This window comes from Bacillus sp. 7884-1, assembly GCF_002272245.1.
In the GTDB taxonomy this organism is placed as follows: domain Bacteria; phylum Bacillota; class Bacilli; order Bacillales; family Cytobacillaceae; genus Neobacillus.
This window is the reverse complement of record NZ_NPDD01000018.1, coordinates 1-19,365: the sequence shown is the minus strand read 5'-3', so window position 1 is coordinate 19,365 and position 19,365 is coordinate 1. Positions and strand designations below refer to the sequence as shown.

Sequence of the window (19,365 nt, the reverse complement as noted above, 5' to 3'; positions counted from 1 at the left end):
TTTATTTACCCTCTGTTAAATTGTCAATCTATTTAGAAAATTTAAACACACATAGATGCCCCCTTTTATCTATGGGGGCACCTAAAAATAATACTTGTTTATTTTCAACAATTCTCTTTAATCCGAGACACTGTTTCTCCTATCGAGTCATGAATGACATACGAATCCTTAACTCTATCATAGGGCGAGTCACCTTTATTGATAATAATCAAAGGAGTACCTTGTCTCCTGTATTGCGGAAATGTGGAGAATGGAGTCACCTTCAAACTTGTTCCTAACACCAGAAGACAATCCGCTTGATTGATGATGTTTATGATTTCATTGAAACCATCAATGGAAAACCATTTACCTGAATCTCCAAATAGGACTACATCGGGCTTGATATATCTTTCTTTTTCAGTAAGAGTACTACAATGGTTACAAATATAAAAATCATCCATGCTGTTACGTCTGTTGATCATTTCTTCAGTTGAATAGACATGTTGGCAATTTTGACAGGAAGCTGTTTTCATGGTCCCATGAAATTCAATCACTTGTTTGGAACCCGCTTTTTGATGGAGCCCATCAATATTTTGCGTGATAATGCTGCTAACTTTTCCTTCGTTTTCCCATTGTGCAAGGACCTCATGTCCTTTATTTGGGAGTGCTTCAGGGTGGTAAAGATTCTCAACCGCAAACTGATAGAACTCCTTGGGGTTTTGATAAAAATTATTGAGTGAAAGGATATATTCAGGTGCCAGCTGATAAATTCCTGTTTGTGAACGAAAATCCTTTATCCCTGATTCGGTACTAATTCCTGCACCCGTAAGGACGACAATGTTTCGGGCGTTTTTTATAAGGTTCGTGCAGGTTTGAAGCATACTGCTCACCATATTCACACTCCTATAAAACTTAGTGCTTTTTCAGAAATATCACCTTGTGTAATTCATGCTATCATCTTGCTAGCATATTGCTATCCGCCAGTATTATCCGCCATCCGCCAGTATTATCCGCCATCCGCCAGTATTATCCGCCATCCGCCAGTATTTCTCGCCATCCGCCAGTATTTCTCGCCATCCGCCGGTATTTCTCGCTATCCGCCAGTATTTTCTGCCATCCGCCAGTAAAACTAATTTACCTATTTTAAGTCTTCAAACTCTCTAGCGATTCTCTCGAAGGCTTCTTTAATCATCGGTCTAGGTGAAGGAATACATATCCGTTGATGATGCAGACCTTCTTCTCCGAACATTTTCCCATCTTCTAATAAGACATTTGCTTTGTTATAGATCCGGTCATGAACTTCGTCAGGTGAAATTCCGTAAGCACTAAAATCCATCCACATGATGTATGTTCCCTCTGGAATTCGCACCTTAACTTTTGGCATCCTTTCTGCTAAAAACCCAACTGCCCACTCCATCGTGCCATCAATATATTCTTTCAGCTGCTCAAGCCAATCTTCTCCATCATGGTAAACAGAAAGAAGAGCCGAAACCGTAAATGGTGAAGGTAAATGCATGCCCATTACACCATTATAGGTTTTTCTCAATTCTGGGTTGGTTATAATGACATTCGTACAATGAAGTCCAGCCAAATTAAAGGTTTTGTTAATCGCTGTGAACGTAATGATATGATCTTTATACTCTGGAACTACTTTTGCAATTGGAGTAAAGGTTTGACCCTGTCGAATGATATCTCCATGAATTTCATCCGCAATAATCAGAACATTATGTTCCACACAAATCGCAGCCAGTTTTCTAAGTTCATCTTCATTAAATACTCTTCCTGTTGGATTATGTGGGTTACATAGAATAAACATTTTTGTTTTTTCATCTTTTGCTTTCGCTTCGAAATCTTCAAAATCTATGGAATAATAACCTTCCTCATCAGCGATGAGTGCATTATTTAACAGCGTTCTTCCATTGGCATTTATCGAAGATGTAAACGGAGGATATACAGGTCGTTGGATAATCACTCCGTCTTCCGGTTGTGTAAGTGCCCGAACTGCAACATTTAACGCATGAACTGTCCCTGGACTATAAACGATTTCTTCCTTTTGGAACTCCCAATTATGTCTTTTTTTAAACCAATGCTGTACAGCTTCAAAATACTCATCAGGAAATACAGAATAACCAAAAATTCGATGATCCACGGTTTTATGTAATGCCTCTATTAATGGTTGGGGAACAGGTAAATCCATATCGGCTGTAAATAACGGAATCGTGTCTTCATCGTATCTTTCAGTAAAACCCATATTTTTAAGTATCTGGCCTCCATCCCATTTTATAGAGTAGGTCCCTCTACGATTTACAATCTCATCAAAGTTATATTTCATGTGATCAGCCCTTCCATTTGTTATTTAATGTACCGATGCGCTTTAGATTGATTCGTTTCCACGTTGAAAAAGCTTCTTACTATTAATTTATGCTTAATATATGTATTTTTCAATCATAACGATTACTCTCAATTTCAGAGAAAAAAATAAGTGCCAGGATTTCCTAGCACCTTTTCCTTCTATATTAATTTGCTTTTTAAAGCATTTCTAATACTACTTTTTCCTGAATGGGTTATTTTATTTTCCGGATTTTTATCAAATACGACGATATTTTTAAATTCAGCATAAAGGATATCCCCTTTTTTTAATGGGCTCATTTTTTGATACTGATCGATACTCATTTCTGCTTCAAATAAATCATTTGTATCACGGCTTCTTAACTCGATTCTTACGGTTGATCCAATCACATGGATGTGTGAAACCTCTGACACGATGCTGTCCCCTTGTGAAATTTTACGCAGAACAATTTCATGTGGTCTTATATAACTGATTCTCTCCGACTCACCTGCTCCTTCAGAATCCCGAAATTCGTTGACTCTTCCTAAAAAACTATAAACAAATGCGCTCTCAGGTTTCGAATAAACCTCCTCAGGAGAGCCAATTTGTTCAATTTCTCCAAGATTCATTACCACTACGGTATCAGCCATTTCTAGTGCCTCTTCCTGGTCATGAGTAACAAATACTGTGGTGATGTTGAGCTTTTGATGAATTTCTCGTAACCAATGGCGAAGTTCCTGACGAACCTTTGCATCTAGAGCACCAAATGGTTCGTCTAGAAGTAAGACTTCCGGTTCTACAGCAAGAGCTCTTGCCAACGCAATCCGCTGTCTTTGTCCCCCTGAAAGCTGTGAAGGATAGCGATTGGCAAGATGGTCTAATTGAACGAGCTTCAATAATTCATTTACTTTTTCGGCAATTTCATTTTTAGATGGACGTGTTTTCCTCTGCCTTACCTTTAAGCCAAAAGCAATATTATCAAAAATAGTCATATGCTTGAACAAAGCATAATTTTGAAAAACAAATCCTACATTCCGTTCTTTAATACTTTTGTAGGTGTAATCTACGTCATCGAAGTAAATTCCTCCTGAATCCAATCCCTCCAACCCCGCAATGAGCCGCAGGAGAGTCGTTTTACCCGAACCCGATGGACCTAATAAGGCCACAAAATCTCCTGTTGGAATTTCAAGATTGACATTTTTGACGGCTTGAAAGGTTCCAAATGCCTTTGACACGTCCTTGATCGTAATCCCCATTTCAACAATCCCCCAATGTAAAGACAAATAAATTTATCTTTGAAAGTGCTCTTTTAGTGTTTTTTTGTTTTCCACTCCACAAAACTTTTTAAAATTAATGTCAGTAAGGCAAGCAAAGCCAATAAGGAAGCCACAGCAAAAGCTGCGGTAAAATTGTATTCGTTATACAATATTTCGACATGGAGAGGAATGGTATTGGTTAATCCCCTAATGTGCCCAGAAACAACCGAAACTGCTCCAAATTCACCCATGGCACGTGCATTACAAAGAATAACACCATACAGCAAGCCCCATTTAATGTTGGGTAAAGTAACGCGAAAGAACATTTGCCAGCCATTTGCCCCGAGAGTAATCGCAGCCTGTTCCTCTTCGGTTCCTTGTTCTTGCATGATTGGCAGCAATTCTCTTACGACAAATGGAAAGGTAACAAAAATAGTTGCTAGAATAATTCCAGGTACTCCAAAAATAATCTTAATATTATTAGCCTCTAAAAACGGACCCAATACGCCTTGTGAGCCGAACAACAGAACAAAAACGAGTCCGGCTATAACAGGTGAAACGGCAAAAGGAATGTCAATTAAAGTGATTAATATATTCTTACCTCGGAAATCAAACTTTGCTATCACCCAAGCCGCTATCACCCCGAAAATCGTGTTAGCAGGTATCGTAATCACAGCTGTAATTAAGGTTAATTTAATCGCAGACAAGGCATCAGGCTCTGTCAAAGATGCGAAGTATAACTCAATTCCTTTATTCAGTCCTTCCGTGAAAACAGCAATTAACGGGACGAGAATAAATATTCCTAAGAAGCCTAGTGCAATGGTGATTAACAGCCATTTTATTATTAAGCCAGGCTCGGAATTAGCTTTTACATTTTTCACATGAAGGGTTGTTTCTCGAACCATCATATTCCCTATCTCCTCTAGCTCACTTGATATTTTTTTGTTGTTTTCCATTGCCAGAAATTGATTAAGAATAATAGAACGAATGAAAATACAAGCATAACAACGGCGATAGCAGCTGCGCCGGCATAATTGAATTGCTCTAATTTCGTAATAATTAGCAATGGGACAATCTCTGTTTTCATTGGCATATTCCCTGATATGAAAACAACGGAACCATATTCGCCCAAAGCCCTTGCAAACGCAAGGGCAAAGCCTGTTAAGATGGCTGGGAATATGGCTGGAAAAATAATTTTGACAAAGATTTGCAGAGGATTTGCCCCAAGTGTAGCAGCAGCCTCCTCATATTGCTGATCCAAATCCTGCAATACTGGCTGAACAGACCGGACGACAAAGGGAAGTCCGATAAACGTTAAGGCAATCATGATACCGAGTGGTGTATAAGCTACCTTTATCCCGATGGATTCAAAGTATTGCCCAATCCAACCATTTGGTGCATAAATGGTGGTAAGGGCGATACCCGCAACCGCAGTTGGCAGAGCAAAAGGCAAATCGACTAACGCGTCGATGAATCGTTTTCCATAAAACTCGTATCTTACCAATACCCAGGCGATCAGCGTCCCAAATATTGCATTTACAAATGCAGCAATAAACGATGTATAAATCGTTAATTTATAGGAAGCAACTACTCGTTCATCGGTTACGGTCTCCCAAAATTCTGCGAGGCTGATTGTCGTTGCTTTTAAAAATAGGACGGCAATCGGAATCAAAATGATTAGACTTAGATAAATCAGTGTGTACCCCATAGATAGACCAAATCCCGGCAAAACACGATGTTGCTTTCTTTTAGTAGCCACGTTGAAACTCTCCTTTAACTTTACGGTTTGTATATCTCATCAAAGACTCCGCCATCATCAAAATGTGTCTTTTGCGCATTTTTCCATCCATCAAAAACCTCATCAATGGTAAATAGGTTAATTTCAGGGAACTGATCAGCATACTTTTTGGCTACCTCTTCAGAACGTGGGCGGTAATAGTTCTTAGCGGCAATTTCCTGACCTTCCTCTGTATACAAATAATCTAAATATGCTTTTGCGACTTCCTCTGTTTCATGTTTCTTAGCATTTTCATCCACAACCGTAACAGGCGGTTCAGCTAGAATACTAATGGAAGGGACGACAATTTCAAATTCATCCTTACCTAACTCATTTAAAGCTAAGAATGCTTCATTTTCCCATGCAATTAATACATCCCCAATTCCTCTTTCGACGAAAGTAGTTGTAGAGCCGCGTGCACCAGAATCTAGAACAGGTACATTTTTAAACAGTTTGGTTACAAACTCTTTTGCCTTCGCTTCATCTCCGTTATTCTGTTCTAAGGCATATCCCCAGGCAGCAAGGTAATTCCATCTCGCACCGCCAGATGTTTTAGGATTTGGGGTGATTACGGATACGTCTGTTTTCACGAGATCATCCCAGTCTTTAATGCCTTTTGGGTTGCCTTTTCTAACAAGAAATACAATCGTTGATGTGTATGGTGAGCTGTTATTATCTAGTCTTTCTTGCCAATTCTCTGGAAACTTCCCTGCTTCAGCGATTACATCGATATCATAGGCTAGTGCCAACGTCACGATATCCGCTTCAAGACCATCAATGACAGAGCGGGATTGCTTCCCCGAACCTCCATGTGATTGGTTAATGGTAACTTTTTGTCCTTTTTCTTTTTCCCAATAGGCTGCAAAGCTTGCGTTGAATTCTTCATAAAATTCTCTTGTTGGATCGTATGATACATTTAAAAGCTCAATTTCTTTTTTAACTGATTCTTTAGTCCCTGATGCTTCAGTTTCTTTCTCAGTTGATGCACTTTGATTCGAGCATCCCGCAGCCCAAAAGAGTAAAGTTAACAATAATAGCGTTAACCAAGTTTTTTTCATCATTTTATTTGACCCCTCTACTTTTTTTGTAGGCTTTTTCCAATAAAAAAAGCCCCATTAGTAAATACGTGTACATAGCACATGTACAAGAAACTAAAGGGCCTTCGGCTGTCCGATCGGCAATTATTCATTTTTCCGGCCTGCTTTTTGTTTTGTTTGGGAATGAAGTTACACTCGTTTTATTCTGTACGGGAAGCCGATGCTTCTCTAAGCGATCAATTTGCGTGATTTGTGAATCATGAACCGTAATTTGAACCGTTCCAAATTCCAAACCCTCTAGCAAACTAGCTATTTTTTCCATCACTTGTTGATCTAGACGTCCTTTTAACGACAACAAAATCCTCTCCTTCCAGCTTTGAAATTTGGTTTGTCAGTAAATCTTCCAGTGTTGTTCGTTCTAAGACAAAAGCAATTGTATCTCGAACTAAAGACCATAACGGCTTTAGTTGACATCCCCTCTCTAAAGGACATGGTTCGTATTTAGTAATAGAGGCACAGCTCATTGGAGACAAAGGTCCCTCTAAATCACGGATTACTTCACCAATATTAATATCTGTTGGTTCTCCATATAGTAAGTAGCCACCCTTTGCACCACGTTTACTGACAACATACCCAAGTTTTTTTAATTGAAGAAGGATTTGTTCCAGGTAGTTAATACTAACAAGGGTTTTTTCAGAAATTTCCTGAATGCTGAGTACTTTTCCTTTATGGTTTCCTAGCAAGATTAGTGCTCTTAGTGCGTATTCACCCCTGCTTGATACCTTCATTTCAAACCTCCTCTTTAATGTTGAGTAATTTGGTCAACATTCACTGATAAAAATGTTCCATAGTGGTTTTGGAATCAATAATGGAAATGGGATAAACTGTTTTGTTTTAATTCCGATTAACTCAATAGGATTACTATAAATCATATCTTAATTGTTATTTTTCCAAAAATCAATATATTTTTTAAAAATTACGAAATATCTTTTTTAATAAATTTACTTCTTTAACATACTCACCTTCTATAGGGGGATAATAAAACAATCTACAAGTATTCGGGAGGTAATTTATATGAAAACAGAAACAAAACAATTGTCTATTTTCGCCTTAGGCGGAATCAATGAAATTGGTAAGAACATGTATGTAATCGAATATGGAGACGATATTTTGGTGATTGATTGCGGGGGTAAATTTCCAGACGAAAGTTTAATGGGCATTGACTTGATTATCCCTGATATGACTTATTTAGAGGATAATCAGCATAAAATCCGAGCAATGATTGTGACTCATGGTCATGAAGATCATATTGGCGGTATTCCTTTCTTTTTGAAAAAATTAAATGTTCCAATATATGCTACTCGATTTACGTTAGGATTAATTGAATTAAAGTTAGAAGAGCATCGGCTACTTCGGGATAGTGAGCTTGTAACGATCCATTCTGAGTCCACACTTGAATTTGGGGAAATCCGTTGTTCCTTTTTCAAAGTAAGTCATAGTATTCCTGATTGTCTTGGGATTGTTTTTCATACACCAGAAGGAAATGTCGTTCATACAGGTGATTTTAAATTCGATTTAACACCGTCAAATGACCAGTATAGTGATATTCATAAAATGGCTCAGATTGGCCAACAAGGTGTTATTGCTTTAATCTCCGAAAGTACCAATGCCGAGAGGAAAGGTTTATCTCCTTCCGAGAAAATGGTCGCAGAACATTTAGTGGAGGCTTTTATGAAGGCAGAGGGAAAAATTATCCTCTCCACTTTTGCATCAAACGTTAACCGTGTTCAACAAGTCGTGGAAGCAGCAATAAAAACAAATCGTAAGCTTGCACTTCTTGGACGAAGTATGGTGAACGTGGTTGATGTTGCACTTGAACGCGGGTATTTAAATGTTCCGGATGGAATGCTGATAAGTGCAAATGAAATTGAACAGTTTCCTCCTGACAAGGTCGTGATTCTGTGTACAGGAAGTCAAGGCGAACCTAATGCTGCCCTTGCACGACTATCAACAGGAAATTATCGGGATGCAACGATTTACCCTGGGGATACCGTTATTTTAGCTGCTTCGCCTATACCTGGTAACGAGAAGGGTGTTTCTCGAATCATCGACAACTTATTCCAACTTGGAGCTAAGGTTATTTATGGCTCAGGAAGCTCAACCGGTATGCATGTTTCAGGTCATGGCTACCAGGAAGATTTAAAACTCATGCTTACGTTAATGAAGCCAACCTATTTTATCCCGATTCATGGTGAATATAGAATGCTCCATCATCACCGGCAGTTAGCCGAATCGGTTGGTGTAGAAAAAGGGAATACGTTTATCATTAAAAATGGTGATGTGGTGGATATTGAAAATTCTGTTGCTCGTCAAACTCGAAGTATTCCAGCAGGAGACACATATGTAGATGGAATTAGCGTTGGCGATGTTGGGGAAATTGTCTTACGTGACCGAAGACAACTCTCTGAAGATGGGATGCTCGTTGTTGTCTTAACCATCAGCAAATCCGATCGAAAAATTATTCAGGGTCCTGATACGATTACACGTGGATTTGTGTATGTAAAGGAATCAGAGGATTTGATAAGAGAAATTAACCGCCTTGTTAAGAAAGTGATTCTTGAATTAGAAGCAGACAATATTCGCCAGTGGAACGTCATGAAGCAAAATATTAAAAAGTCTGTCGGTCAGTATTTATTTAAACATACGAAGAGAAAACCGATGATTCTACCGATTATCCTTGAAATATAATTAGCGTTTTTTATAAAATGTCAGGCACTAAGTTTTGTGCCTGACATTTAAATTTTTGAGCATCGCAGATATATTTGATTTAACGCAGATATATTCTGTTTATCGCAGATATAATTTAATTAACGCAGATATTTTCTGTTTAACGCAGATATAATCAGAATAACGAAAATTAATCTTGATTTCAAAGCTAATTTATTTTACAGTTAAGCGAAATTGGCTATACTCCTAATAGTATTGGAGGAATATTATGTTTCGTTTTCTTAGATTAATCGCTATTTTATTTTTGATATATATTTCTTGGCCATTTATTGCCAAACAGTTGGATAATTCCGAAATTCAAGCTAATTTTGTATCGTCAATCAAGGATAATCTTGAAGTACCTGAAACCATTAGCGTTTTATATGATGATATCCAGCAAATGTTAAAACAGCTTGGCTTTCAACTCGATGAAATGCAGCAAACCCAAGAAAAATCCAAAGAAGAGCCGCTGGAAAAAGTTGAGTTAACACCCCCTTCTGAACAAACTTTTTCTGTTCATAATATCGAGCTAGGAAATGAGAAAGCGGAGATTGAGCATAATTTGGGCATAGCAAAACGGATCTCAGTGAATGAATACGGAGCAAATTGGCATGCTTACCATGAGAACTATCATGATTTTTTCATGGTGATGTACGATGATAATAACAAAGCGGCCGGTCTCTATACGAACCAAGATTTATTAGCATCTACAAATGGAATCAAAATCGGCAATTCGTCAAAAGAAAGTGTTCGCAGCATTCTCGGTGAACCGATTACGAAGATTCAAAAGGGAATGGTCATTTACCAGCTCCAAGAGGATAGTGACAATGATTTATTTTTGCTGGATGATGCCTATGTAACCATATTTTATGATAAGCATGAGAACGATACTGTAACGGCCATACAAATCATTAGCAAGCCTCTTGAAGAAAACAAAAAAGATTTTTATACGGAAGCATCTCCGACCTTAAAAGAAGGCTTTGAATATCAAATGTTTGATTTAACCAATGCTGCACGTATCAATCATCAGCTCCCTATCTTAACATGGGATGACCATGTCAGGGAAACAGCACGAGAACATAGTGCAGATATGGCAGAGAATGATTATTTCGACCATAAAAATCTTGAGGGACAATCACCTTTTGATCGCATGAAAGAGGATGCAGTAGCTTTCCATACGGCTGGAGAAAATTTGGCTTATGGTCAATTAAGCAGTATTTTTGCCCATGAAGGTTTAATGAATTCGCTTGGACATCGTGAAAATATTCTTCGCCAAGATTACGAGTACTTAGGCGTTGGGGTCGCTTTTAATGAAAAATCACAGCCTTATTATACGCAAAATTATTATGCTAAATAATACAAATGAAGTTGGGTAAAATAAACACGAGCAATTCCAGATTGCTCAAAAAACTTCGTCGGGAGTGATGTATCATGGCTAGAAACAAACTAGTGGTTCCTGGTTCAGAGAACGTCCTGAATCAAATGAAGGAAGAAATCGCCAACGAGTTTGGAGTTCAACTTGGTGCTGATACGACCGCACGAGCAAACGGTTCAGTTGGAGGCGAAATGACGAAACGTCTTGTTGCCTACGCTGAACAATCATTACGAAATCAACAAGGTCAATAACCTATTGATTTCTATAAAGAGGCTGTCCGAGATACTCGGACAGCCTTTTTCTTATCCTCTCAGGATAGGAAGTGTGCAGCAACGGAAGGACCCACCGGATTTAATGATTTCTGTAATATCCACTTCAATCACTTCGAATCCTCGATCTCGCAGTTTTTCATTAACCTGTTTATTAACGGGTAAGCTTAAAATTTTCTTGTTTCCAATATTTAATACATTGGTTCCTAATGTAAATTGTTCTTCCTCTGATACCTCAATTAATGCATATCGGGATGAAAAAAGATCAATATCTTCCTTTGTAAGTGCTGGCGGATAAATCAGAGCCACATCCGGTGATATGACATTAAAAACACAATCCAGATGGAGATATTTTTCTTTAAACGGAATGGCCTTCACATCAAATTGATTAAGTAGACCTTGCAAATGGTCTACTGCTTCCTGATGGGTCCGGTTACTTAAGCCAACGTAAATGGTCTTACCATCAATGACTACATCTCCACCTTCAATCCTATCCTCAGCCAAACTGTAATAAGACATTTCCTCATCCTCTAACCAGCGTTTTAATACATCTTCTTCACCCATCCGAACATCATGTGCCATCTTAGCAACAAATATGGTTTGCCCTAGCGTAAAGCCAATATCTCTGGTAAACACCTGCTCCGGGTATTTCTTATGATAAGGTAATAAAATAACCTCAATCCCTTGTTCTTCTAGGATCCTTACGAATTCCCGATGTTGTTTTAGTGCAGTTTTTATATGTATGCCTTCATCCTCAAATTCCTTTTGTGTCTCATTGATAACTTCACGAATGGTCATATATTGTGGCGCGCAAAGAATCACACGCTTTAATACATCATACTCATTGGCACAGTATGTTTTATGATTGCTCTCTGGTGTTTCATTCATTTCGTTACCTCCTAAATAAATCATTCCAAAATAGAATATCTAAAACAAATTTACCCATTCTGTCATAGATTGATACTAAATTGAATTATTCAAAAATGGTGGTGACAACTCTATGTTTGAAGTGAAGAAATCAAAGTATGGCAGAGGGATATTTGCAACCCGTGATATTAAAAAGGGAGAACTAATCCATGCAGCACCAGTGATTGTTTCCCCTAAGGATGAGTATAAGTATTTGAAAAAAACCATCATGATTGAATACGTGTTCTGGTGGGGCGAGGATTATGAAGAATGTGCCTTAGCGTTAGGTTATGGTTCGCTGTTTAACCATTCTTTTACCCCAAATGCTTTATATAAACTAAATTTAAAAAATCAGACCATCGACATTTTTGCTTATACTAAAATAAAAACCGGTGATGAAATTCTAATTAATTACAATGGAGACCCTGAGGATGATGAGCCAGTTTGGTTTGATGTATTTTAATTTACCCCTAGTAGGCTTGCTCTAATGCTTTGATATCCATTTTCTTCATTTGCAGCATTGCCTTCATCACTCTTTCTGATTTATCCGGATTGGGATCACTTACCATCTTTTGAAAAAACATAAAAAGCATCCATTGTGGATGCTTTTTCAGCCTGTCGGCAACTTTATTTTATCCATAATAGATGTTAGATAGTTTTTGACAGATCCTTTATTGATACTTTGAGAAGATTTCTGGAAGAGCGGATCAGCATTTGCTTCACTGATATCCTCATCCATGAGTTCTTTAGAATAAATTCGCTTACCATCCATAATGCTCCGAATAGCAGAGGCTAACTCCTCACTCGGATTGTCTTTAAGTAAATATCCTCTCACATCCGCTTTCAATGCACGTTCAAAATATCCTGGTCTCGCAAAGGTTGTTAGAATAATCACTTTACAGCCATCGAGCTGTAAAAACTCTGCGGCCTCTAGTCCACTTTTTTCAGGCATTTCTATATCCATAATACACACGTCCGGCTGTAATTGGTTCACAAGCACTATAGCCTCTTCCCCATTGACTGCAGTACCAACAACTTCGATATCATCTTCAAGATTCAGCAGATTGCCCATGGCCTCTAACAGCAGTTCCTGATCCTCTGCGATAACAATTCGAATCATTTTCCTATCTCTCCTTATCAGGCTGCTGCTACAAATCATGCAGAGACTCCCCAAAAGGAGAGTCTGCCAAGTTGTGTGACATTACAATTCTGGTTTTGCTTGAACAGAAATACGTTTTTTAGCTAAAGCTTTAACGTCTTTAAAAGCAACGAAGTTCTTCGCTTTTTCATCCCATAAACGGAAACGAAGCGACTTTAAGCTTGTTGCAAGTGAAATCGTTGGTACGTTTTGTAATGGAGTCGTTTCATTATGAGCCTCTTCTAGTTTATAATTAGGAACCCTTGGGCTTAAGTGGTGAACATGGTGGAAACCAATATTACCAGTTAAAAATTGCAGAAGTTTTGGAAGCTTGTAAAAAGAACTTCCTTCTACTGCTGCCTTAACATATTCCCAGTCTTTGTCTTCTTCAAAGTAAGAATCCTCAAAAGTATGCTGCACATAAAATAACCAAATACCTGCTGAACCAGAAATCATGAAAATTGTACCTTGTACGAGTAGAAATGACTGCCAGCCAATTGCCCAGCAAAGTAATGCAATCAAAGCAACAAGAATCACATTTGTTAAATAAGTGTTCATTCGTTCTTTCTTACGAGCACCTTTTCTGTTGAAACGATTCTTAAGCATGAATACATAGATTGGTCCTATCCCAAACATGACAAGTGGGTTGCGATAAAAACGATACGCTATACGTAATTTAAGCGGAGCTGCCAAGTATTCATCAACTGTTAGTGTCCATATATCCCCTGTGCCACGCTTATCTAAGTTACCACTCGTTGCGTGATGGACGGAATGTTCATGTCCCCACTGATCAAATGGGAATAATGTTAAAACTCCCATCGCCGTACCAACTGCTCGATTTGCAGTTCTGTTTTTAAAAAATGAATGATGGGTACAATCATGGAATATGATAAAAATTCGTACTAAGAATCCTGCTGCAAGCACAATTGGTACTAATGCTAACCAATAGGAAACGGCTAAGCTTTGATATGCAAGGAACCAAAATAAGATAAACGGTCCAACCGTGTTAATGATTTGCCATACACTTTCTTTTGTTGTTGATTTTTCAAAAGGAGCAACTTGTTTTCGTAAACTTTTTGTATTTTCTTGTACAGACATTTTTTTAATTCCCTTCGGTTTGTGTCGTTAAACCAAGTATAGGGAAATAAAATCATTACAGTAAGTACCAGGTGTCATGTGCAGAGTATGACAAATGTCACATACAGGTTGTCTATTGCCCCAAAAATTCAAATCTGTGCTATAATAAAATAATAATGTTTTAATCAACTAACGCAGTGGTGTGAGGAATTAGACTACTGTTTAGAACAAAAGGGTGCTAATAAATGAAAAATCAAATTGATACAATTTATATTTTAGAAAATCCCGAAAAGAGTATTATTAAGTTTGCAACTGGCTACCAGCTTAAATATGATGACATCATAAAAGATGTTTTTGGGGTTGCCTGCCTCAATGATTTACAAATGATGATCCAGTTTAACAAGCCTTTCCAGGATAGCATCTGTAACAGTAAAAGTATCAACTTAAACGAGCTCTCCTTAAAACAAGTGATTCGGATTGCTTCGAGAAATGAACTCCTTCAATTAAGAGAGCAATTGATGGAGCAGCTGGGAGATTTACCGATACCTCGTCCTTTTGATACAACCATACAACTGCAAGAAGGTATTTTTCACTGGGATGAAACCAACTCTTTATACATTTCAGAAAAAATTGGTGCCTAATCTAAGTAACCTCTTGGGGTTGCTTTTTCTATTGGCCTTTTGATTAATTTTTATGTCAGGTGGTAACTTTCGTGTCTTCAAAAAATACTGCAATTATTATTGGCGGGGGTATTTCTGGAAAATTAGCAGCACGTGTATTATCAGTTCATTATAAAGAAGTAATTATACTTGAGAGGGATCAAGAACAAGCAGGTCCCTCTCCAAGAAAAGGTGCCCCTCAAGATGAGCATTTACATGCCCTGCTTCATGCAGGTGAGGCTGGCCTCGAGGAATTATTTCCAGGAATAACAGAGCACTTTTACCATAGCGGGGCTGTTAAAATTAACTCAACCATTGATCTCGCTTGGTTTCACCATGGTGCTTGGAAGGTTCGTTATGACGGAGGGTACAGTACCACACTACAGACGCGACCGCATTTAGAATGGCACATTGACCAATATATAAAAAGAATTCCTAATGTTGTATTTAATTACAATCAAGTAGTTCAGAGTTTTTTATATAATGAAGAAGAAAATCAAATTATCGGTGTTCAACTAAAAGATGAATCAATCTTGGCTGACCTTGTGGTGGATGCCAGTGGAGTTAGCAGTCTAACGTCAAATTGGTTAAACAAACGAGGGACTCTGGTTCATGATGAACAAATAGAAATCAACCTGGGTTATATTAGTAAACAATATAAACTAGCTGATCATCAAGAAAGAGACTGGAAGATTAAGATGGTGTATCCTAACCCGCCCCATCAAAAAATGGGTGGAACCATCTCAAAGGTAGAAGGAAATCGTTATATAGTCACATTGATGGGATACCATCATTCTTTTAATGAAAAAGAAGTTCTGAAAAGTGATAAAGGCTTTATTGAACTAGCAAAAAAACTGCCACAATTAGATATTTATCAGGAAATAGCAAATGGTTTGCCACTAACCAAAACATCTATTTATCGTATCCCAAAAATAGTTTGGAGACGATATGATACAATAGAGAATTTACCGACTGGTTTACTCCTAATAGGTGATACAATCTGCAGAATTGACCCCGTATTCGGTCAAGGAATGAGTATTGCAATTTTAGAGGCTCTTGCACTCCAAAAGCTGTTACAGAAACATAAAGATGAACTACCTCTCATTCCAGCGGCATTTCACAAAAAGGCTGCTAAAATCATTTCTCCGATTTGGAATATGGTTATTACCGAAGACTTCCGGTATCCTTCTACCAACGGGAAAAGGCCAGTTGGTCTTTTATTTCAGCAATGGTACGCAAGAAAAATCTTCCTTTTATCATCGCAAAATAAAGAAGTCTATGACGCTTTTGTCAAAGTGATGAACCTTGTTCGACCGATTTCATCCTTGATGACACCGAGTATCATCAAAAGTGTTCTGATTCATGCATTTTCAAAGAAACCATAACTATTAGGTACCACAGTAAAGGACAAGCTTCGTAAAATGAAGTTTGTCCTTTTTTGTTTTACATACTTTTTATATATTTATTATATTACTAAAGTCACAATATAGGGAATTTATAGAATATTCTATTGAAATATCAACCTATATTATTTTATACTTTTAATGTCATCTTGTTATACAACATCTGGAAGTTGTAAACCACTCATACATAACAAAGGAGGTATTCTATGTTTGAACAACTCGTTACCAGTATTAACGGTTATTTATGGAGTGCACCGCTCATCATCTTTATTTGTGCAGTTGGATTGTACTTTAGTGTACGGACAAGATTTCTGCAGATTCGTCATGTAAAGGAAATGGTTCGTCTACTATTTTCTGGCAAAAGCTCCAATGAGGGTGTCTCTTCCTTTCAAGCATTGGCAATGTCTTTATCAGGTCGTATTGGTGTCGGGAATATCGCCGGAACGGCAACGGGGATTGCCTTCGGAGGGCCTGGAGCTGTATTTTGGATGTGGATAATCACCTTTATCGGTGCAGCATCTGCATTTGTTGAGTCTACCCTTGCCCAAATCTATAAAGAAAAGCAAGATGGAGAGTATCGAGGCGGTCCTGCCTTCTATATTGAAAAGGGACTTGGATGGAAATGGTTTGCCGTTATTTTTGCAGTTGCGACACTCCTCGCAATGGCTGTTCTCATGCCAGGTATTCAGGCGAATGCAATTGCTGAGGGTGTTAGCAATGCTTTTGGAATTGAAAGTTCCATTACTGGTTTGGTAGTAGTCTTACTTATGGGACTTATTATTTTTGGCGGCGTTAAGCGGATCGCGAGAGTTGCGGAATTTCTCGTGCCTTTTATGGCGGCCGGATATTTACTTGTCGCCATAGCAATTATTGCGGTGAATTTCGATAGAATTCCAGAAGTATTTACTCTGATTTTTAAAAGTGCATTTGGCACTGAGGGAATGTTCGGTGGTATTCTAGGTTCAACCATTATGTGGGGTGTAAAACGTGGTCTATATGCGAATGAAGCAGGACAAGGAACAGGTGCTCACCCTGCAGCCGCCGCAGAAGTATCACACCCGGCAAAACAAGGATTAGTACAAGCATTCTCCATTTATCTTGATGTGTTCTTAATCGTTACAGCGACTGCTTTTATGATTTTATTTACAAATTCGTACAATACCGTAAATGAAAAAACGGGTGAAGTCTTAGTGGAAAATCTGAAAGGCGTTGAAAGTGGTCCTGCTTACACACAAGCAGCCATTGATACAATTATTCCAGGGTTCGGATCAGGATTTATTGCGTTGGCTCTATTCTGCTTTGCCTTCACGACGATTTTTGCTTATTACTATATTGCAGAAACCAATCTTGCTTATCTAGTTAAAGGCAAACAAAGAAAATTAGCTATGACCATATTAAAACTTGTACTCTTAGGTTCTACTTTCTATGGATCAATAAAGACGGCAGGGACAGCTTGGGCAATGGGTGATATCGGACTCGGAATCATGGTATGGTTGAATTTAATTGCTATTCTTTTATTATTCAAACCAGCGAATATTGCTCTAAAGGATTATGAAGCGCAGCTGAAGCAAGGCCTGGACCCTGAATTTAACTCTACAAAATTAGGTATTAAGAATGCAGAATTCTGGGCTGACGGTTATCAAACAGATAAAAAAGATGAAAGAAAACGTGCTGCAAACTAATAATTTATAGAATCTAACGCAAAAACCGTTTTCTTTTAAAAAGAAAACGGTTTTTGTATTTCCTTCTAATTTGTGCTTTCTTTTACTACTGGTTTACCAGCTTCTAATAAAACCTTACTGCCAACTAAGAAGAATCCTTGGATAAACATTAGTATTCCAGTCCCTATCAGCAGCCATTCTATGTCGATAATGTCAGAGATTGGTCCAAATATGAGCATTCCTAGCGGCATCATGGAGGTTGAAATCATTCCTAGTACACCAAAGACTCTTCCTAAATAATCTCCCTCCACTTTTTCTTGTAACAGAACAGTGGATGGTGTGTTAAAGATTGGCATTGCCATACCTACGAATCCCATGAACACGATATAAACCCAAAAGTTAGGGATAATGCCTAGCGCAAACGTACAGGCACCCATCACTAGTGCAGCTAATGTCATCGTATGAATCTTGTTTTTAAATCCACCCCACGATGCCATAAGCACACCACCTAGCATCATTCCAATTGAGAAAGTAATTTCAATCGCTGTTAACCGCCATACATCATCACCAAAGCTTCGAGTAACCTGTAGCGGAGTTAGGAATGCTACCGGAGCCGCTAATACAAAGAAAAACGCAAAAAATGCAAAAAACTTTTTAACAAAAGCGTGGTTTTGAATATAGATAAAACCTTGCTTCAAGTCGCTGAAATAACTGGTCGTTTGCTTTTCTGCAGCTTTTGCATGGATTGGAATATGCAAAAAAGTGAGTAAGATAAAAACAGCGATTGCTGCAGTGACTACATCTATAAAGAAGATGGCTTCCATTGAAGCCATTGTCAGCAATGCCGCACTGACCATAGGCGCAACAAGCATGATTAACGCCTGTATACTTCCGTTTGTTCCGTTCACCTTTGTCAGTTTATCCTCTGGTACAAGCTGAGGAAGAATAGCCCCAACCGCTGGACCTTGAATTCCAGTTCCTATCGCCCGGATGGCTGACATAAGAAATAATAACCAAAGTGCCTCGTACCCCATTAAAAACAAGATGGCCAAAATTAAAGTTGAAATGGCTATCAAAGAATCTGATAGGATAATCAGTATTTTTCGGTTGTAGCGATCTGCCCATACTCCTGCAAATGGAGAAAGAAAAAAGGTTGGGACAAAGCCGCAGATGATGGAAATCGTCATCATCACACCCGACTGAGTGTTCAAGGTGATATACCACATAATTGCATACTGAACCAATGCTGATCCAAATAGCGATATAGTTTGACAACCTAAAAAGAGAATCGTATTCCTCTTCCAATTATTCATTTCTTGTTTTGGTGTTTCCATAGATTACACGTCCTATAAATTATTTTTATTTGTCTAGTATGTGGTCAAGGACATTTTTAATAGAAACTGAAAATACATCTAAAAAAAGACAGCAAAAAAGAGGGCAGAATCGTCCCCTCTTGTTTTTCATCACCGTAAAATAAAGGTTTCCTAAAAATAGACAGACCACTCCCGTTACTCTGCAAAAAGCAAAGTCCTTGAACCTATTCAATTAACAGTTCAAAGCAGGAAATCGTAGTCTCATAGACGCAGTCAAAGGGAAAACCTCCATTTCTTATAAGTTAATTTTAGTTTAACATATCCGTTTACTTATATCAAAGAGGTTACTTTTTCAGTAGGCTGTGTTAAATTGGTCTGTTGATTTGTGCTCCACTAAGGAAAGCTTCTTTGAATAATCAC

The 19,365-nt window shown here is 38.1% G+C and carries 19 protein-coding genes; 7 read left to right on the top strand and 12 right to left on the bottom strand.

The genetic code is table 11. From position 1 onward, the window contains the following. Positions 1 to 104: 104 nt before the first annotated feature. The 8 genes from CHI06_RS02285 to CHI06_RS02250 form a co-directional block, all read right to left on the bottom strand. A complete protein-coding gene (locus CHI06_RS02285) occupies positions 105 to 872 on the bottom strand; it encodes an NAD-dependent protein deacylase (protein WP_095246803.1) in 768 nt (255 codons plus the stop codon). A 245-nt stretch (positions 873 to 1,117) separates the two neighbouring features. Beyond that, a complete protein-coding gene (locus CHI06_RS02280) occupies positions 1,118 to 2,311 on the bottom strand; it encodes a MalY/PatB family protein (protein WP_095246802.1) in 1,194 nt (397 codons plus the stop codon). A 179-nt stretch (positions 2,312 to 2,490) separates the two neighbouring features. Further along, complete coding sequence (locus CHI06_RS02275) at positions 2,491 to 3,564, bottom strand: sulfate/molybdate ABC transporter ATP-binding protein (protein ID WP_095246801.1); 1,074 nt, start codon at positions 3,562 to 3,564, stop codon at positions 2,491 to 2,493. A 53-nt stretch (positions 3,565 to 3,617) separates the two neighbouring features. Continuing rightward, complete coding sequence (gene cysW, locus CHI06_RS02270) at positions 3,618 to 4,472, bottom strand: sulfate ABC transporter permease subunit CysW (RefSeq protein WP_095246800.1); 855 nt, start codon at positions 4,470 to 4,472, stop codon at positions 3,618 to 3,620. Between the two features lie 14 nt (positions 4,473 to 4,486). Then, the gene (gene cysT / locus CHI06_RS02265) at positions 4,487 to 5,323 is read right to left on the bottom strand and encodes a sulfate ABC transporter permease subunit CysT (protein WP_095246799.1); all 837 of its coding nucleotides are present in this window, start codon (positions 5,321 to 5,323) and stop codon (positions 4,487 to 4,489) included. Positions 5,324 to 5,343: 20 nt separating this feature from the next. Then, positions 5,344 to 6,402, bottom strand: a complete 1,059-nt coding sequence (locus CHI06_RS02260) for a sulfate ABC transporter substrate-binding protein (RefSeq protein WP_095246798.1) — start codon at positions 6,400 to 6,402, stop codon at positions 5,344 to 5,346. 124 nt (positions 6,403 to 6,526) lie between these two features. Continuing rightward, entirely contained in the window at positions 6,527 to 6,700 is a 174-nt protein-coding gene (locus CHI06_RS02255) for a YezD family protein (RefSeq protein ID WP_095246797.1), read from the bottom strand. Continuing rightward, on the bottom strand, positions 6,684 to 7,166 hold the full coding sequence (locus CHI06_RS02250) for an RrF2 family transcriptional regulator (protein ID WP_095246796.1): 483 nt from the start codon (positions 7,164 to 7,166) through the stop codon (positions 6,684 to 6,686). Before CHI06_RS02250 ends, CHI06_RS02255 begins: the two co-directional genes overlap by 17 nt. Positions 7,167 to 7,452: 286 nt before the next feature. Between CHI06_RS02250 and CHI06_RS02245 the strand changes: the two genes are divergently transcribed. The 3 genes from CHI06_RS02245 to CHI06_RS02235 all read left to right on the top strand — a co-directional run bounded on the left by CHI06_RS02245 (position 7,453) and on the right by CHI06_RS02235 (position 10,770). Beyond that, complete coding sequence (locus tag CHI06_RS02245) at positions 7,453 to 9,126, top strand: ribonuclease J (RefSeq protein ID WP_095246795.1); 1,674 nt, start codon at positions 7,453 to 7,455, stop codon at positions 9,124 to 9,126. A gap of 247 nt (positions 9,127 to 9,373) precedes the next feature. After that, positions 9,374 to 10,501: a CAP-associated domain-containing protein gene (locus tag CHI06_RS02240; protein WP_095246794.1), complete on the top strand. Its 1,128-nt coding sequence runs from the start codon at positions 9,374 to 9,376 to the stop codon at positions 10,499 to 10,501. 74 nt (positions 10,502 to 10,575) lie between these two features. Beyond that, positions 10,576 to 10,770, top strand: a complete 195-nt coding sequence (locus CHI06_RS02235) for an alpha/beta-type small acid-soluble spore protein (protein WP_095246793.1) — start codon at positions 10,576 to 10,578, stop codon at positions 10,768 to 10,770. 51 nt (positions 10,771 to 10,821) lie between these two features. Here the strand turns inward: CHI06_RS02235 and CHI06_RS02230 are convergent, their stop codons facing one another. Further along, entirely contained in the window at positions 10,822 to 11,676 is an 855-nt protein-coding gene (locus tag CHI06_RS02230) for a dimethylarginine dimethylaminohydrolase family protein (protein WP_095246792.1), read from the bottom strand. Between the two features lie 112 nt (positions 11,677 to 11,788). Between CHI06_RS02230 and CHI06_RS02225 the strand changes: the two genes are divergently transcribed. Continuing rightward, positions 11,789 to 12,157, top strand: coding sequence for an SET domain-containing protein (locus CHI06_RS02225; protein WP_095246791.1), 369 nt, complete (start codon positions 11,789 to 11,791; stop codon positions 12,155 to 12,157). Between the two features lie 147 nt (positions 12,158 to 12,304). Here CHI06_RS02225 and CHI06_RS02220 read toward each other — a convergent pair whose 3' ends face one another. Both CHI06_RS02220 and CHI06_RS02215 read right to left on the bottom strand, forming a co-directional pair. After that, entirely contained in the window at positions 12,305 to 12,814 is a 510-nt protein-coding gene (locus CHI06_RS02220; RefSeq protein ID WP_095246790.1) for a response regulator, read from the bottom strand. Positions 12,815 to 12,895: 81 nt separating this feature from the next. Continuing rightward, the gene (locus CHI06_RS02215) at positions 12,896 to 13,930 is read right to left on the bottom strand and encodes a fatty acid desaturase (RefSeq protein ID WP_095246789.1); all 1,035 of its coding nucleotides are present in this window, start codon (positions 13,928 to 13,930) and stop codon (positions 12,896 to 12,898) included. A 224-nt stretch (positions 13,931 to 14,154) separates the two neighbouring features. Here CHI06_RS02215 and CHI06_RS02210 point away from each other — a divergent pair, with 224 nt between their 5' ends. The 3 genes from CHI06_RS02210 (at position 14,155) to CHI06_RS02200 (ending at position 17,653) form a co-directional block, all read left to right on the top strand. After that, positions 14,155 to 14,550, top strand: coding sequence for a hypothetical protein (locus CHI06_RS02210; protein ID WP_095246788.1), 396 nt, complete (start codon positions 14,155 to 14,157; stop codon positions 14,548 to 14,550). A 71-nt stretch (positions 14,551 to 14,621) separates the two neighbouring features. Then, positions 14,622 to 15,953, top strand: coding sequence for an NAD(P)/FAD-dependent oxidoreductase (locus tag CHI06_RS02205; protein ID WP_095246787.1), 1,332 nt, complete (start codon positions 14,622 to 14,624; stop codon positions 15,951 to 15,953). A gap of 224 nt (positions 15,954 to 16,177) precedes the next feature. Then, positions 16,178 to 17,653, top strand: a complete 1,476-nt coding sequence (locus CHI06_RS02200) for an alanine/glycine:cation symporter family protein (RefSeq protein ID WP_095246786.1) — start codon at positions 16,178 to 16,180, stop codon at positions 17,651 to 17,653. 65 nt (positions 17,654 to 17,718) lie between these two features. On the opposite strand, the gene CHI06_RS02195 is transcribed toward CHI06_RS02200, so the two are convergent. Then, on the bottom strand, positions 17,719 to 18,945 hold the full coding sequence (locus tag CHI06_RS02195) for an MFS transporter (protein ID WP_095246847.1): 1,227 nt from the start codon (positions 18,943 to 18,945) through the stop codon (positions 17,719 to 17,721). Positions 18,946 to 19,365 lie beyond the last annotated feature (420 nt).